The sequence below is a fragment of the Veillonellaceae bacterium genome (genome assembly GCA_025992895.1).
Lineage (GTDB): Bacteria > Bacillota > Negativicutes > Veillonellales > Dialisteraceae > Dialister.
Genome location: DAJPGA010000001.1, coordinates 1,621,049 through 1,636,251 on the forward strand (window position 1 = coordinate 1,621,049; position 15,203 = coordinate 1,636,251).

At 43.2% G+C, this 15,203-nt stretch carries 16 protein-coding genes; 1 reads left to right on the plus strand and 15 read right to left on the minus strand.

Annotation, left to right across the window (positions count from 1 at the left end; all coding sequences use genetic code 11):
* Nucleotides 1-106: 106 nt before the first annotated feature.
* From OIM03_07010 to OIM03_07060, 11 genes are all read right to left on the minus strand, one after another.
* Nucleotides 107-868, minus strand: a complete 762-nt coding sequence (locus OIM03_07010; protein HJI74025.1) for an NlpC/P60 family protein — start codon at nt 866-868, stop codon at nt 107-109.
* A 206-nt stretch (nt 869-1,074) separates the two neighbouring features.
* Nucleotides 1,075-2,235: a cation diffusion facilitator family transporter gene (locus OIM03_07015; protein HJI74026.1), complete on the minus strand. Its 1,161-nt coding sequence runs from the start codon at nt 2,233-2,235 to the stop codon at nt 1,075-1,077.
* A 117-nt stretch (nt 2,236-2,352) separates the two neighbouring features.
* The gene (locus OIM03_07020) at nt 2,353-2,586 is read right to left on the minus strand and encodes a PC4/YdbC family ssDNA-binding protein (protein HJI74027.1); all 234 of its coding nucleotides are present in this window, start codon (nt 2,584-2,586) and stop codon (nt 2,353-2,355) included.
* Between the two features lie 97 nt (nt 2,587-2,683).
* A complete protein-coding gene (locus OIM03_07025) occupies nt 2,684-3,178 on the minus strand; it encodes a hypothetical protein (protein ID HJI74028.1) in 495 nt (164 codons plus the stop codon).
* A gap of 37 nt (nt 3,179-3,215) precedes the next feature.
* The gene (locus OIM03_07030) at nt 3,216-3,797 is read right to left on the minus strand and encodes a hypothetical protein (protein ID HJI74029.1); all 582 of its coding nucleotides are present in this window, start codon (nt 3,795-3,797) and stop codon (nt 3,216-3,218) included.
* Nucleotides 3,798-3,961: 164 nt separating this feature from the next.
* Nucleotides 3,962-4,936, minus strand: coding sequence for a flotillin-like protein FloA (gene floA, locus OIM03_07035; protein HJI74030.1), 975 nt, complete (start codon nt 4,934-4,936; stop codon nt 3,962-3,964).
* Nucleotides 4,937-4,974: 38 nt separating this feature from the next.
* Complete coding sequence (locus OIM03_07040; GenBank protein ID HJI74031.1) at nt 4,975-5,694, minus strand: peptidase; 720 nt, start codon at nt 5,692-5,694, stop codon at nt 4,975-4,977.
* Between the two features lie 167 nt (nt 5,695-5,861).
* Entirely contained in the window at nt 5,862-7,154 is a 1,293-nt protein-coding gene (serS, locus tag OIM03_07045) for a serine--tRNA ligase (GenBank protein ID HJI74032.1), read from the minus strand.
* 338 nt (nt 7,155-7,492) lie between these two features.
* Nucleotides 7,493-8,350, minus strand: a complete 858-nt coding sequence (gene rsmA / locus OIM03_07050) for a 16S rRNA (adenine(1518)-N(6)/adenine(1519)-N(6))-dimethyltransferase RsmA (protein ID HJI74033.1) — start codon at nt 8,348-8,350, stop codon at nt 7,493-7,495.
* A complete protein-coding gene (gene rnmV, locus OIM03_07055; protein HJI74034.1) occupies nt 8,344-8,892 on the minus strand; it encodes a ribonuclease M5 in 549 nt (182 codons plus the stop codon). The genes rsmA and rnmV overlap by 7 nt, the downstream gene beginning before the upstream one ends.
* Nucleotide 8,893: 1 nt before the next feature.
* Nucleotides 8,894-9,574 carry a response regulator transcription factor gene (locus tag OIM03_07060; GenBank protein HJI74035.1) on the minus strand — a complete coding sequence of 227 codons (681 nt, stop codon included), beginning with the start codon at nt 9,572-9,574 and terminating at the stop codon, nt 8,894-8,896.
* 432 nt (nt 9,575-10,006) lie between these two features.
* Between OIM03_07060 and lgt the strand changes: the two genes are divergently transcribed.
* Complete coding sequence (gene lgt, locus OIM03_07065; GenBank protein HJI74036.1) at nt 10,007-10,798, plus strand: prolipoprotein diacylglyceryl transferase; 792 nt, start codon at nt 10,007-10,009, stop codon at nt 10,796-10,798.
* Nucleotides 10,799-10,857: 59 nt separating this feature from the next.
* On the opposite strand, the gene ychF is transcribed toward lgt, so the two are convergent.
* From ychF to glpX, 4 genes are all read right to left on the minus strand, one after another.
* Nucleotides 10,858-11,964 carry a redox-regulated ATPase YchF gene (gene ychF / locus OIM03_07070; GenBank protein HJI74037.1) on the minus strand — a complete coding sequence of 369 codons (1,107 nt, stop codon included), beginning with the start codon at nt 11,962-11,964 and terminating at the stop codon, nt 10,858-10,860.
* A gap of 60 nt (nt 11,965-12,024) precedes the next feature.
* Nucleotides 12,025-13,260: an LL-diaminopimelate aminotransferase gene (locus tag OIM03_07075; GenBank protein ID HJI74038.1), complete on the minus strand. Its 1,236-nt coding sequence runs from the start codon at nt 13,258-13,260 to the stop codon at nt 12,025-12,027.
* A gap of 137 nt (nt 13,261-13,397) precedes the next feature.
* On the minus strand, nt 13,398-13,952 hold the full coding sequence (gene lepB, locus OIM03_07080) for a signal peptidase I (protein HJI74039.1): 555 nt from the start codon (nt 13,950-13,952) through the stop codon (nt 13,398-13,400).
* 245 nt (nt 13,953-14,197) lie between these two features.
* The gene (glpX, locus tag OIM03_07085) at nt 14,198-15,163 is read right to left on the minus strand and encodes a class II fructose-bisphosphatase (GenBank protein HJI74040.1); all 966 of its coding nucleotides are present in this window, start codon (nt 15,161-15,163) and stop codon (nt 14,198-14,200) included.
* Nucleotides 15,164-15,203: the final 40 nt, after the last annotated feature.

Genomic DNA, 15,203 nt, shown 5'->3' on the forward strand with positions numbered 1-15,203 from the left:
GCTGTAGCAAAACAAAAAATCTACAGCCTTATTTCAACATTACTTTATTTTCCGTTTCTTGATTCAGTTATTTCATGGGTTTGCCAGTCAGAAATGCACCGTCCCGTTACAGAACTCTGTTTGCGCCGACATATCTGTCATGCCAGTAGCCGCTTTTCATCGTTGCCACGGCCACTCCCCTGCTCGAGGTTGCGCTGATGAAATATCCGTCTCCCAAGTATAAACCAGAATGCGAGATTCCCTGGTCATACGTTTTAAAGAAAACAAGATCGCCGGGTTCGAGTGCGTTCACTGAAATCTTTCGCCCGGAAGTATACTGCTCATCAGCAGACCGGGGAAGGACAATCCCCTTCCGGTTGAAAACATACTGAATAAAACCTGAGCAGTCAAATCCCTTCGGCGTCGTACCGCCAAACTGGTATGGAACTCCAATGTACTTCCGCGCTTCTTCTGTAATCGCCTTAACAGTGCTGTTTGTTATCACCGAGCTGTGCCACTGTACCAAGGAATCATTAATTCCCGTTCTCTGGATTGGGGCACTGCTGCTTTTCTTTACGGCAGAGGGCGCATTTGAGCCGGTTTTTGAAGCCGTTTTCATAGAATAGCCGGTCAATGCTTTATAAGTGGCAGGACCGATGATTCCATCCGCTGTCAAATGTCTTTTCTTCTGGAACTTTATGACGGCTTTATATGTTGCCTTGTCATAGGTTCCGTTTGCTTTTACATTCAGTCCGTAGAGAGCAAGACGTCTTTGAAGGATTCTGACATCATTTCCATGGGAACCCATCATGTAATCAGCATAAGATACATTGAACGTTCCAAAAACTAACAGGCAGGCCGCTAAAACTGTGTATTTTTTTATTTTCATACACACACTTCCTTAAATATTTACATATTCACGATGATTTTTCATAAAATATAATTTCATTGATGCGTATATGGACTCTCTTTTTGCTAAAAGAATCTGTATGCATCGTCAATTCATCTGACGCATATATTCGTTAGATTTCCACTATATATTTTATCATAAAATCATCAGCAAGTGTTATTCAGCATCTGATCAATTTTGATAAATTACTTACTATCTCCATAGATTTTTCCGCTGATAAAGTTTCTGTCAATCATCGTTTCAATATGATAGGCCGGATTGATTTTCTTTAATTCATCAGATATTTCATGATAAATTTCCCCATCATTCAATTTGCAGTAGCCTGTCAGCGCCAGTTCAAAGGAAAGATCGATTTCTCCTTCTTTTTCCTGAACAAAAAAGTCATGATAGGAAAGCGGCAGTCCTGAGCGGTAAATGGCGGCTTCCAGATCTCTTTGATACTCTGCCGCTCTGGGATTAGATACAGCTTTAGGATCGGCATGGATTACTGCTTGGATATTCAGTTTTTCACGCAAAACAGCTGTAACATTGTCCGACAGTTCATGGCTTTGCATAAAGCTCAATGAACTGTCCAGTTCTACATGCGCTGTCGCAAAATGATTTTCAGGGCCGTAATCATGCACAATCAGGTCATGCACACCATACACGCCCTTGCATCCCAGGATGCAGCTTTTTATGCTTTCATATATCTCTGGATCCGGTGTAGAACCCATAATTGAGTTCACCGCCTTTTTCATGATTGTATATCCTGTCCAGAGAATGGCCAATGACATTAATACACCCATATACCCATCGATATGGTAATGAAAAAAAGATTCTACCAAAGTTGCGGCCAGGACACTTGAGGTAGAAAGCAGATCTGATAAGGAATCAGCGCTGTAAGCATTGAATGATTCAGAATTGATTTCTTTTCCGGTTTTTTTATACTTCCATGCCAGAAACAACTTGCCGATGATGCCAAGAGCTAAACTGATAACAATCAAAGGTGAATATACGGTATCCGTTGGATTTGAAATTTTATGTACTGATTCTATAAGAAGAGTAATACCGACATATAAAACAATAGCTGCCATGACGGTCGCATTAATATATTCCAAGCGCCCGTGACCAAATGGATGCTCTTTATCAGAGGGCTTTGCAGCGTAATAGAAGGTCATCATCAATAAAATGATTGATCCCATATCTGTTAAATTGTTAAACCCGTCTCCCATAACAGATAAGAAACCACTTGACCAGCCTGCAAAAATTTTGGTACCAGCTAATATAAAGTTAACTGCAAGGCCAAGAGCACAAGTAAGCATTGCCTTACTGCTTCTTGGATTATCTTTTAGAAATCCCAGTTCCATAATATGACCCTTTACGAATAAATATAGAAAGTATGCCTTAATTTATGTTTAAATGCACAATATGCCAAGCAGGAGGCTTCCTTGCGGAATTCCTGCTTGGCATATTGTCAGGCTTCATCATAACTCATCAAAATCAATTTCATTCAGTATATCACGCAGCTTAAGGGCTTCTTCCTTAGTCAGAGTAATTCCCTTTGTCATAGCTGTATGATCTTCATTCCAGGAACGCAGATCAAATTTCTCTTCCCGGTTATTCCAGCTCGTGTAAGTCAATTGCTTTTTCCATCCATTGGGCGCTATTGACAAATCCCCCAATTCCTTTTGTATCGTGTATGTAATTTTAGCAGCCATTCAACTTCACCTCTTAAAATCATGAATATGCTTTATATGGTATCATAAGGCTTTTTGTAAATCAACAGACCTTCATGAGTCTCTGCCCTATCCATGACTAAAAAGTCAGCCTGGATATATGCCTGTTTTCTTCCTGTTTTTTGCTGATCCAGAATTTAAACTTTTCCTTATCCTTTCTGGAAACACATGACATCTGAACAGGCAGTCCTACGATTCCTCCTGCTACTCTGGCACCTATGTAAAGATGATCCCAGCAACTGGAAACACCCGTAATTTCTGAATATTCTATAGGCATGTACAAAGACTTGAAGGAAAAGTCGAAGTCAGAATTTAAAAATGACCATGGTACCGACACGAGAAGCTTCTTCTCGCAGACGAGTGCAACCGGTGTATGCAGCCTGTTGATTCGCCATATAGAAAAGCAAAAGACACCAGCTGCCACGACATATAAAATATTTCCATATTCCAAGGCGTATGTAATAATCGTTGCGCAGATTAAAACATAAAACAAGGACATAGCTACTATATAAACTTTCGCACGGCAGCATTCCCACTGGATTTTGCCATAAACCTCTTCTTTGAAAGTATCCATAAACCTCCCCAAAATGCACGGCTGCAAAGCCGATCAATTATCTGCGGTATTTCCATCCAGCCCTTCCCCTGGGAGGCCCAAAAACTGCATCATATACCATCCATTGCTGTGCATCTTTTTCCGACCAGCGTTTAGGTATCAAGCCTTCACTGTCCGAGCTGCTGCCGGCATCAGGCATCGCTGGTTCAGCATTCTGCTTATTTGCATGCGCCTTTGCCTTGTCAGGCACCTTTCTCTCCGGTATCGGTGCTTTTCTCTTTGGAACTGTTTTTACGTGAACAGGCTCATATTCACGTCTTGGGGACGGAGCTGTCTCTGGTTCGGATATATTCCTTCTCTTATCAGGAGCAGGATTTTGAACAGGCGCTTTACTTTGAGAGGGCTCATCCTGAGATTTCCGGCCGCCGGAACTATCCGGAGACGTTGTATCAGGAGAAGTGTTATCTTCCTCTCCATTTCCCTCAGGCGTGCTCTGTCCCCATGTTTCAAGGATCTTTTTCCTTAGCGCCTTGTAATCATAATCCTCATCCGGTGTCTCCAGGCCGTCCTCTGCTCCGGCAGATCTGTGCTTGAAGTAGTTTACATGGACGGTATTATCTATATGGCTCTCTCCTTCCATCTTCCTGAAAAAAACAAGACCGGATGAATTTCCGTTGTCTGAGGATACCACGGGCAGTGACGCAAAAGGGTACCTCCAAGTCAGCCAAACCATTATGGCGAGGATGCACATAAGTTCAATCAAGTATTCATTCACTTGCAGTGTACCTCCTTATAATGGCAGAATCAGTTTTTCTTCTCACTGCTGCCCGCAATATTTTCTCTCATTTCAGTATCGGCCACAATATTCTTCATATTGTAATAATCCATAACGCCAAGGTTTCCGGCTCTAAGTGCATCAGCAAGTGCAAGCGGCACCTTTGCCTGCGCTTCTACAACCTTTGCCTGCATTTCCTGCGTATACGCACGCATTTCCTGCTCTTTGGCAACTGCCATCGCTCTTCTTTCCTCTGCTCTTGCCTGTGCAATCTGCTTATCAGCTTCGGCCTGATCCGTCTGGAGCTGTGCGCCGATATTTCTTCCGACATCCACATCAGCTATATCAATGGAAAGAATCTCAAAAGCCGTACCGGAGTCAAGGCCCTTTCCAAGCACTGTCCGGGATATATGATCCGGATTTTCAAGAACGTCTGTATGCTTTTCAGAAGAGCCGACCGTTGTAACAATGCCTTCGCCAACACGGGCAATAATCGTTGCTTCACCTGCACCGCCGACGAGACGATCGATATTGGCACGAACAGTAACCCTTGCTCTTACCTTAAGTTCGATACCATTTTTTGCAACAGCAGAAATCGTCGGTGTTTCAATGACTTTCGGATTAACACTCATCTGTACGGCTTCCAGTACATTTCTGCCGGCAAGATCAATAGCCGCTGCCTGTTCAAAAGACAGGTCTATCTGCGCTCTGTGCGCTGCAATCAATGCATCTACCACATTATCAACATTGCCGCCCGCCAGATAATGCGCTTCCAGCTGATTGCTGTTTAAGGACAATCCTGCTTTGATGCCTTTGATCAGGGGAAGAACTATCATTCTTGGCTCGACACGGCGGATCCTCATCCCAACCAAGTTGAACAAGGATATGTTTACATCGGCAGCCAGGGCAGAAATCCACAGCCCGACCGGGACAAAATGCAGAAAAATAGAACCGGCCAGCACAGCCAGAATTAAAACTCCCACAGGGAAAACGAAAGGATCCATAAGTACCTCCTAATGGAATACGAGCAAGGTCATCCTTGCTATACTTTTCTTACAATCAAGTAATTATTTTCAACTTTTACCACGCGGACTTCACAATTCTTCTCAATAAACCCATTTTCTGAAATGGCATCTTTAATGCCTCCATCAATTGAAATTTTTCCAGTGGGCCGCAGCGTCGAAACGCTGATTCCAGACTTCCCTTCTAGTGAACTGAGGTCTTTCGAGGAAGATAAGTAGCCTTCTTTATTAGTCTGTCTGGCATGAAGGGCAATCTTCTTCCAAATATGGTTGCCGGGAAGATATTTGAAAACGAAATAAGCGCCGACACATGAAGCCAGTACTGCAAACAGAAGTATATAAAGAGCTGTCATATTCCCACCAAAAGTAAAAAAGAGACCTGCCATAACCGCAATGAAGCCAGCGCCTATGAATATACCCGTGTACATAACAAGGATATCCAGAATAATCAATGCGATGCCGCCGAAATAAAGCACAAATTCAAGAGACTGCCCGCCTTCATAGTACCAGTTCGTTCCTATGAGAATAAGTCCTGCCAGAATGGCTATAAGACTTCCTCCAGAAAATCCTGCCGTCTTTATCTCGATTACGATAGATAAAATGATGATGATTGAAAATAAAGTATCCACAACCGGATCTTTAATAATCGACGCCGCCACTCCTCCATCACTGGCAAGAACCGTATAGGGAAGAATGAATGCTGAGATGAAAAAAGCAAGAAGTGTTTTAATATTTTTCAACTCAAATCACCTCCTCTTAAAATCAATTATACATAAAAATCAATATAGTAACTAGGCCTGCATCAATTTCATTTCCCGCTCACTTAAAATTCTTTGACAGTATTCATTGAGAGAACAAAAAACCAGCGGAAAAACACACTCCGCTGATTTTTTTATAATCGTTTATTTTATTTGCCAGAGTTCTTTCTCTGACCAATAACTTTGACCCCGTTCATATATGGAACCAATGCATCCGGTACTCTGATTGTTCCATCAGCCTGCTGATAGTTTTCCATAATAGCAGCTACTGTACGTCCGACAGCCAGTCCGGAACCATTCAATGTATGAACAAATTCAGGTTTGTCTCCGGTCTTTCTGCGGAATCTGATATTAGCGCGTCTAGCCTGGAAATCCAGACAGTTGGAGCAGGAAGAGATTTCTCTGTATTTATTCTGCGCCGGCATCCAGACTTCGATATCGTAAGTCTTAGCTGAGGAGAATCCAATGTCTCCTGTGCACAGGCATACAACATGATACGGTAATTTTAAGAGCTGCAGGATCTTCTCGGCTTCTCTTGTCAGGGATTCCAGTTCGTCCCAGCTGTCTTCCGGCTTGCAGTATTTAACCATTTCCACTTTGTGGAACTGATGCTGCCTGATGAGGCCGCGTGTATCCTTGCCTGCCGATCCTGCTTCCTTTCTGAAGCATGGTGTCAGTGCTGTAAAATGCACAGGAAGTTTATCTCCATCGATGATTTCTCCAGCGAAGAAGTTGGTCAGCGGGACTTCGGCGGTCGGTGTCATGTACATGTTTTCGCCTTCGACTTTGTACATGTCATCAGCAAATTTAGGGAGCTGGCCGGTTCCCTGCATGGAGTTTCCGTTGATAATGTACGGAGGAATGACTTCAATAAAATCATTCTCCTGTGTGTGGACATCCAGCATAAAATTATAAACAGCTCTTTCAAGACGTGCTGCGCCGTCCAGATAGAAATAGAAACGGGCTCCGGAAACCTTTCCTGCTCTTTCAGAATCCAGAATTCCAAGAGTATCGCCTAATTCATAATGAGCTTTGACAGGGAAATCAAAAGCCGGGATTTCTCCCCAGCGTCTTACTTCCGGATTTTCAGAATCATCTTTGCCTACGGGAACAGACTTGTCGGCCATATTAGGAATGTGAAGCAGCAGTTCTTTCAGCTCAGATTCAATAGATGCAAGTTCGCTGTCAATGGCAGAAATCTTTTTCCCTACTTCGCGCATATCCTCAATATCCTTGGAAGCATCTCTGCCTTCTTTCTTCGCCTGGGCAATCATCTTGGATGCAGCGTTTTTCTGGCTCTTCAATACTTCTGTCTGCTGAAGCAGTTCTCTTCTCTTCTGATCCAGATCCAGAACATGATCCAGATCGAAGGGATTATGTCTATTAACCAGGTTTTCTTTTACTTCCTCAGCATGCTCCCTAATGAACTTCATATCCAACATAGTTAACACTCTCCAATGCAATAAAATTTTAAATTGGCATATACGGCAAACGATGATCAAATAAAAAAACTTCATCCCAACATGGGACGAAGTTTATCGCGGTACCACCCAATTTGCATAAAAGCCAGCTCATGGTTTTTATCGGTCACCAGCCGTCCGATTCATCACCGGCCACTCCGAAGTGGAAGTTTTTTTCTCCGCCCTGACTCACACCAGCCGTCAGGTCTCTGATCAGCATCAAAAGAAACCATTCTTCATCATCATGTTATATTTGATATTTATTATATTCCTTGAGAACTTATTTGTAAATAGAACCAAATACTCAACAGGCAAAACGATTAATCGTGAATCAGATCATACCAGGCATCCGCAAGGGCTGCATATTCCTCAAGCGAGAATGTTTCTCCTCTTCTTGATCCATCGATCCCCGTCACCTCAAAAATCTTTCCGCTGATTTCATTAGGTATGCCGCCGAATTTGACGGCATTCGTAAAGACTTTTCTTCTCTGTGCAAAGCCCATCTTGATCAAGCTGAAGAGAAGCTTGCTGTCCTTAACGGCAACAGCAGGCTCACTTCTTCTTCTAAGCCTTAAGACGGTGGAAGTGACCTGAGGACGCGGTATGAATGCTGTTGGAGGAATATCCAGAACCCGCTCAGCCGTGCAGTAATACTGTACAGCCAGAGTAAGCGCACCGTAGTCCTTCGTGCCCGGATTTGCCAGAATCCTGTCGGCTACTTCTTTTTGCATCATAAACACAAAAAGGGAAATGGGAAGATTGGAATGAATCAGGGATAAAAGTATAGGCGTTGTTATATAGTACGGAAGATTTGCCGCACAGTGCCATTCTTTATCTCCTAAAATTCCTTTGAGATCGGCCTTCAGAACATCCTCATAAATAATAGTGACATTCTTGTATTTTTCCAATGTTGAATCAAGAACACGTTTTAAGCTCTGATCCACTTCAAAGGCAATGACGTCCGATCCTCTTTCTGCCAAAGCCTGTGTAAGCGTGCCAATGCCTGCCCCTATTTCCATAACAGAAACATCCGGTGTTATTTCAGCTGCATCTGCTATAGCGGCTACAATATCCGGCCGGACGAGAAAATTCTGTCCCAATCTGTGCTTCGCGTGAATTCCAAAACGATTAATGACATACTGAACCACTTTCCGGTCAGCTAAGTTTGCATCTAGCATGAACACTCCTTCTGGCACACCTGCAAAGCATTTTCCCACTCTTCACGTGTAACACCATAATGATTTAATCTTTTTAAAAACTGCTTTGCGTTGCTATACCCTATACCAAGAACAGCACCAACTGCTTCCCTTTTCGATGAAGAATCAGCTTTCCCAATGAGGCCGCCTTTAAATAAGTCTTCCTCGGAAAACAAGCATGAGTCTTCCAAGCTGCTGATCCGGAGTTTATTCAATGCTTTTCTGATCGATTCAGGAGACGCATCCTCGATTCCAACGTCATCTTTTGTGGATGCTTCCTCTTTTGGGACAAAAGCATTCAACGCCTTTGGAAAAAGCTTAATCAAACGCTTTCTTATTCTTTCTCCAGGGCCATCCGGATCCGTCAGGATAATAATTCCCCGCTTTTCGTAAGCCAGACGGATCCTCTCAATTACCTCAGGGCGAAGCGTAAAACCTTCCGTTGCAATCATGTCCGCATCCACAGCCATGCCCACTCTTGCTATATCAGATTTTCCTTCAACTACGATTACTTGTTTTATCATATCAGTCTCTTGCTACATACCCGATTCCGCGAACGGTATGTATGTACTTCTTTCCTAGCTTTTCATCAATCTTGCTGCGCAGGTACCTGATGTAGACATCAACAATATTTGTCTTTCCTGCGTATCCATAGCCCCAAACTTTTTCCAGTATTTCTTCTCTCTTCAGGACTCTGTTCTTATTCTTCGCCAAAAACAGCAGCAGATCGAATTCCTTCTTCGTCAGATCCACTGCTTCCCCGGCAACACGAACTTCATGACGATCCGGGTAAATGGAAAGATCCCCAATCGTAAAAGAAGGATCCGTTACAACTTTGGGCTCTTCATGGCGTCTTAAGGCAGAACGGATTCTTGCAACCAGTTCTTTCGTTGCATATGGCTTTGTAATATAATCATCAGCCCCTGCATTCAAAACAGCAACTTTAGTATCGACGCTGCTATCTGAAGACAAGTATATAATCGGTATAGAACTGATTTCACGAACTTTACCCAAAAGTTCCATTCCGTTTTTTGGCGCTGCATCCGGATCAAGCAAAATAATATCAACCTGGCGCTGGCCTGCCAGATCTACAGCAGAATCCCCGGTATTATCAGTCAGGCAGTTGAATCCCTCTTCTTCCAGTTTCAACTGCATGAACCGGCTCACACCTGCATCTGGTTCAAGAATCAATACACAGTTTCTCATTTTAGGTTCCTCCAAATAACAAAAAAAGCTGAGAGACATTTTCGCAAGAATACTTTTAACAAGTTATTATTAGAAATTATTATTATTATTTTCTGCGAAAATGATGAATTTGTGATTAATGAATTCCATTTTTCTCTCATATTTATGATACCATAGCTTTAATCAAATTCAAGTTGTAAAAGATAAGAAACATACCGTTTGCTAAAAATTTAAAGAATTCTTAAATTTTCAGCAAACATATCTCCTGGATTGATTATTATCTCTTGCTTTACCCATTTAATAACATCTTCTATTTCAGGATAATCATTCATTTTCTATACACTACCGGCCATTTATCAACTAATCAAAGTTTATATTTATGGAATAAGCATAGTATAATATTTCTATAGTCCATAAAAGCAATTTCAAAATATAATAAGAAGGAGTGTATTCATGCATCAATATTTAACGTTCATTGGTGGATTCCCCATACGGTTTTATGGTATTTTCTTTTCACTCGCCATTATTTTTGGCTGTATCATGGCTTATTTCCTATTGAAGAAAAGCAGAACCGGATGGGAAGATTGTATTTTTGATTTAGGCCTGACTATCGCTTTTTTCGGTATTATAGGAGGCAGGCTCTGGGACGTTTTCTTCTTTGACTGGGATTACTACCACAATCACCTGACGGAAATCCCTTATGTATGGCAGGGCGGCATGGCCATCCAGGGCGGTGTCATTTTTGCCTGCGTTGCCGCATACTTTTTTCTAAGGAAGAAAAATATACCGATCCTTCCATTTGCAGATATAGTTACGCCTGCCATCATCCTTGGCCAGTCAGTCGGCAGAATCGCCAACTTCATGAATGGGGATGCATTCGGCCATCCCACGGGACTTGGATACGGAATTCTGTATCCGGCAACAACACTGGCGTACAAGACGTATGGCCCGCAGCCCCTATGGCCGGCTGAAGTATGGGAATGTCAGGGGGATCTGATTATTTTCTGCCTGCTGATCTGGTACTCCTGCTTCAAGCACCCAAAAGGCACAACGTTCTGCCTTTATATTATGCTTTATTCCCTCCTGCGATTCTTTCTTGAATTTTTCCGCGGGAATTACGGAACTTATGCACTGGATCTCAAGAGTGCGCAAATCACTGCCCTCATCGGATTTGTCATTGCAACAGCATTTTTCATTTACTTCTACTTCAAGAACAGTGCCTTTGAAGAGCCTAAGACTAATTGATCACATAAAAACAGCTCTGCGTCAGTCATGCAACGCAGAGCTGTTTTTATGCCTGAATATCAGACATTGAATCTGAAATAAGCGACATCCCCATCCTGGATGATATAATCTTTTCCTTCTACCCTGAGCAGTCCTTTTTCACGGACATTTGCATACGAACCGTACTGCATTAAATCATTATAAGAAACGATTTCTGCTCTGATAAAGCCTCGTTCAATATCACTATGAATCTTCCCTGCCGCCTTAGGAGCTTTCGTTCCTGCTCTTACTGTCCAGGCGCGGCATTCATCCGGTCCGACGGTAAAGAAGTTGATAAGGCCCAGCATGGAATAGGCAGCGCGGATCAAGTGGTTGACACCTGGTTCATCTTCGCCCAAATCGGCCAGGAACATCTTGGCTTCTTCCGGATCGAGTTCTGAAACTTCTTCTTCAATCTCAGCCGAAATAGGAATCCACTTGGCGCCTTCCTTCTCGGCTTCCTCTGAAGCTTTCTTTACATACTCATTCTTCATAGGATCGGCAATGTCATCTTCTGAAATGTTCAGAACATAAAGCACTGGCTTCAATGTGATTAAATTCAGTTCCCTGATGACAGCAAGATCATCTTCAGAAAGGTCGAGCGTTCTTGCAGGAATACCTTCCTGCAGTGTATCAAATACTTTATTCAGAACGGGAAGTTCAGCCTTTGCTTCTTTAATCCCCGCCTGAGCAAGTTTTGCCACTTTCGTTTTCTTCTTTTCGACGCTTTCAAGATCTGCCAGGCAGAGTTCTGTATTGATGATCCCCATATCACGCACAGGATCCACAGTGCCTTCGACATGAGTGATATCCCCGCTTTCAAAACAGCGTACGACATGAGCGACTGCATCAGTTTCCCTGATATGGCTGAGGAACTGGTTTCCAAGTCCTTCACCTTTAGATGCCCCTGCAACGAGCCCTGCAATATCAACAAAACGGGTAAAAGCAGGTGTAATCTTTTTAGGATTAAACATTTTTGCCAGATCATAAATACGATGATCTGGTACTTCTACTATACCTACGTTTGGTTCAATCGTACAGAACGGGAAGTTGGCAGCTTCTGCGCCGGCTTTCGTGATCGCATTAAATAATGTACTCTTGCCGACATTAGGCAAGCCGACAATACCAATTTGAAGATTTGTACTCATTTTCAACCCACTTTCAAACAAACTAAAATACTTTCCCAATCTACCCGGGCAAAATCATTCTTATAATTCTTTCAGGGCTTTCTTCATTCTTTCAACTGCTGTTTTTGTCAGTTCCGGAGTATTGAAAGCTGTCAGTCTGATAAAGCCTTCACCGCACAGGCCGAATCCGGAACCCGGTGAGCAGATGACCTGCGCCTTATCAAGCAGGAAATCGAAAAATTCCCAGCTTGTCATTCCTTCCGGAACAGCTGCCCAGATATACGGGCTGTTGACACCGCCATATGCATTGAGGCCGGATTCTTCGCAGGCATCCATGATGACCTTTACATTTTCGCGATAAACAGCAAGTGCATCCTGAATCTGCTTTTTACCCTCTTCCGTATAGGCTGCTTCTGCTCCGCGCTGAACGATATAGGAACATCCATTGAACTTTGCACGCTGATGGCGTTTCCACAGTTCATTGGCTGAAACCTTGTCATCTTTCTTTGTTTCAAGCATCAGTTCCTTCGGAACGACACAGTACCCGCAGCGAAGACCCGTGAGTCCTGCCGTTTCAGAGTAAGAGCGGAATTCAATTGCAACGTCCTTAGCTCCTTCGATTTCATAAATGCTGTGCGGAATATTTGGCTCAGTAATAAAGGCTTCATAAGCAGCATCAAAGAAGATGACAGATCCCGTCTGCTTTGCGTATTTGACCCACATCGTAAGATTGCTCTTGTTCAAAGCGGTTCCTGTCGGGTTATTCGGCGAGCATAAATAAATGATCATCGGATCATGCTGCGGAAGATTTGCTTTAAAATCACATTCTTCATAGCCGGGAAGATATTCAAGCTTCGAGTATGCGCCGTTGATGAATTTCCCGCCGCGGCCGGCCAGGACATTGCTGTCGACATAAGGAAAATATACAGGGTCTGTTACTGCAGCGATATCACTTTCAGAAAAAATTTCCTGCATATTTCCAATGTCACATTTTTCACCATCGCTGACGAAAATTTCATCTGGTGAAATATCGCAGCCTCTGGACTGGAAATCATTTTTTGCAATAGCTTCGCGCAGGAAAAGATATCCCTGTTCCAGGCCGCGGGTGCCAAATGCCCCGCCGCGGGACAACTCGTCCACAGCCTTTTTCATGGCTTCAGCAGCAAATGGTGCAAGCGGCTGTGTTCCATCCTCAATATCCAGCGAAATGATATCTGCATCAGGATGAGATTCCTTGTATGTATTCTGTTTTTCGCTCAATTCATCAAAAAGACAAGCGCTCTGCAAGTTTAAATATTTTTCATTGCAATGTGCCATAACAAACTTCCCTTCCTATTATCCTTTGAATCTTCCATCTGTATAACTTATCATTGAAACCGCCCGATGATTGCAATCATTTTATCACAGGGAATTTCATGAATCAAAAATGCATGGATGCAGCATGCCTGGCAGGGTTACAGCTGCAGGCATACCTTGCCAAGGACATGATCGATCGGAACCGGCCCGATAAAACGGCTGTCAGAGCTGTGGTTCCTGTTGTCCCCCATGACGAATACATCGCCTTCAGGAACAGTATAAGACCCGTCCATTGAAAATTCCATTGGTTCATTGATATATGGTTCATCCAGCTTTTCGCCATTTCTATATACGTGTCCGTCATGGAATTCCAGTTTGTCTCCCGGTTTTCCGATAACGCGTTTGACCCAGATATTATGTCCCTGATTACTATGCTCGAAAATGGCAATGTAATTATCAAGCGGTTCTGTGAGATCATCCATCCAGGATCTTTCCCTGTGGGTCCGACTGTCTATAATGACGATATCCCCATAATTTGGAGTTTCTCTAAGTACATGGCTGATTTTTGAAACAATGAGATACTCTCCATTTGTCAAAGTCGGATACATGGACGACCCTGATACTTTTGTCGGTACAAAGAGAAAAATATGAATCAGCATTGCCAGGAACAATGCCACTACGATTGAGTAGATCCAGTCTAAAATTTCATGCATATATGTTGAAACCCCTTTTCATTTCCATAGTAAGCGATCTGCTTAAATCCCCTTTTAGTAAATCGTACCTTTTATTTTACAACATAAAGCAATCTTGCGCCATTAAATAAAAGATAAAGAAGGAAATCAGTCCGATCAGAAGATCTCAATCCGCAGAAAAGGGCGCCCTACGTAAAACAGGAAAGCGGCTTTCATGGCTGCTTTCCTGTTTAGCTTGATCTATTAAGTTAATAAATCCGGGGGTATTACCACAGGCGGACTGCTGGTTTTTTATCTCCGAAACGATGGATGGTATCAACGAAACGTACAGTTCCGGTCTTATAGCGGAGAACGAGAGTGCTTGTTCTTGCGCCATCTCCGAAATATCTTACACCTTTCAGGAGTGCGCAGTCAGTAATGGCGGTTTCAGAGAAAATGCAGTCATCGCCCTTTACCAGATCATCAAGAGTCAGCACCTTGTTCGGATCATCAATTCCCATTTTCTTCATTCTTGTCAGTTCTTCTTCTGTATGCGGCAGAAGTTTTGCCTGCATGTCACCGCCGAGGCATTTAAGTCCTACAGCTGCAAGAACGCCTTCCGGTGCTCCGCCGGATCCCAATACCATATGAATGCCGCTTCCCTGAATACCGCAGTCTACGGAAGGAACTACATCACCATCTGTAATCAAACGGATTCTTGCGCCTGCTTCTCTGGCTTCTCTGATAATGCTTTCATGACGTTCTCTGTCAAGAATAACAACTGTCAGGTCAGAAATTTCTCTGTTCATTGCATCAGCAACATTTTTCAGATTTTCTGTTACGGAAGCATTGATGTCGATACGGCCCTTTGCTCTTGGTCCGACGCAGATCTTCTGCATATACATATCCGGAGCATGAAGCAGACATCCCTTAGGAGCAATAGCTAAAACTGCAATGGCCCCATCCTGTCCTTTGGCAACGAGATTCGTTCCTTCTACCGGATCTACAGCGATATCAACTTCTTCTCCGCCTGCACCTACATGTTCCCCGATATAAAGCATCGGAGCTTCATCAATTTCGCCTTCCCCGATAACAACAGTGCCGGAAACCGGTGTCTTTGCGAACTGTTCATGCATTCCGTCGACAGCAGCCTGGTCAGCCCCTTCCTTGTCGCCGGTTCCCATCAGCCGTCCGCTCTTCAATGCAGCTTGTTCGGTAATCCTTACGAATTCCATTGAAAGTTGTCTGTTCATTTCATGCCTCCAAAACAGTATACATAATATTAATATTTAA

Coding starts and splice junctions, on each gene's coding strand:
- OIM03_07060 (HJI74035.1), bottom strand. CDS start 9,574: ATGAGAAACTGTGTATTGATTCTTGAACCAGATGCAGGTGTGAGCCGG.
- OIM03_07010 (HJI74025.1), bottom strand. CDS start 868: ATGAAAATAAAAAAATACACAGTTTTAGCGGCCTGCCTGTTAGTTTTT.
- rsmA (HJI74033.1), bottom strand. CDS start 8,350: ATGCTAGATGCAAACTTAGCTGACCGGAAAGTGGTTCAGTATGTCATT.
- OIM03_07020 (HJI74027.1), bottom strand. CDS start 2,586: ATGGCTGCTAAAATTACATACACGATACAAAAGGAATTGGGGGATTTG.
- ychF (HJI74037.1), bottom strand. CDS start 11,964: ATGAGTACAAATCTTCAAATTGGTATTGTCGGCTTGCCTAATGTCGGC.
- OIM03_07030 (HJI74029.1), bottom strand. CDS start 3,797: ATGGAAGGAGAGAGCCATATAGATAATACCGTCCATGTAAACTACTTC.
- OIM03_07015 (HJI74026.1), bottom strand. CDS start 2,235: ATGGAACTGGGATTTCTAAAAGATAATCCAAGAAGCAGTAAGGCAATG.
- serS (HJI74032.1), bottom strand. CDS start 7,154: ATGTTGGATATGAAGTTCATTAGGGAGCATGCTGAGGAAGTAAAAGAA.
- OIM03_07075 (HJI74038.1), bottom strand. CDS start 13,260: ATGGCACATTGCAATGAAAAATATTTAAACTTGCAGAGCGCTTGTCTT.
- lgt (HJI74036.1), top strand. CDS start 10,007: ATGCATCAATATTTAACGTTCATTGGTGGATTCCCCATACGGTTTTAT.
- OIM03_07025 (HJI74028.1), bottom strand. CDS start 3,178: ATGGATACTTTCAAAGAAGAGGTTTATGGCAAAATCCAGTGGGAATGC.
- glpX (HJI74040.1), bottom strand. CDS start 15,163: ATGAACAGACAACTTTCAATGGAATTCGTAAGGATTACCGAACAAGCT.
- rnmV (HJI74034.1), bottom strand. CDS start 8,892: ATGATAAAACAAGTAATCGTAGTTGAAGGAAAATCTGATATAGCAAGA.
- lepB (HJI74039.1), bottom strand. CDS start 13,952: ATGCATGAAATTTTAGACTGGATCTACTCAATCGTAGTGGCATTGTTC.
- floA (HJI74030.1), bottom strand. CDS start 4,936: ATGGATCCTTTCGTTTTCCCTGTGGGAGTTTTAATTCTGGCTGTGCTG.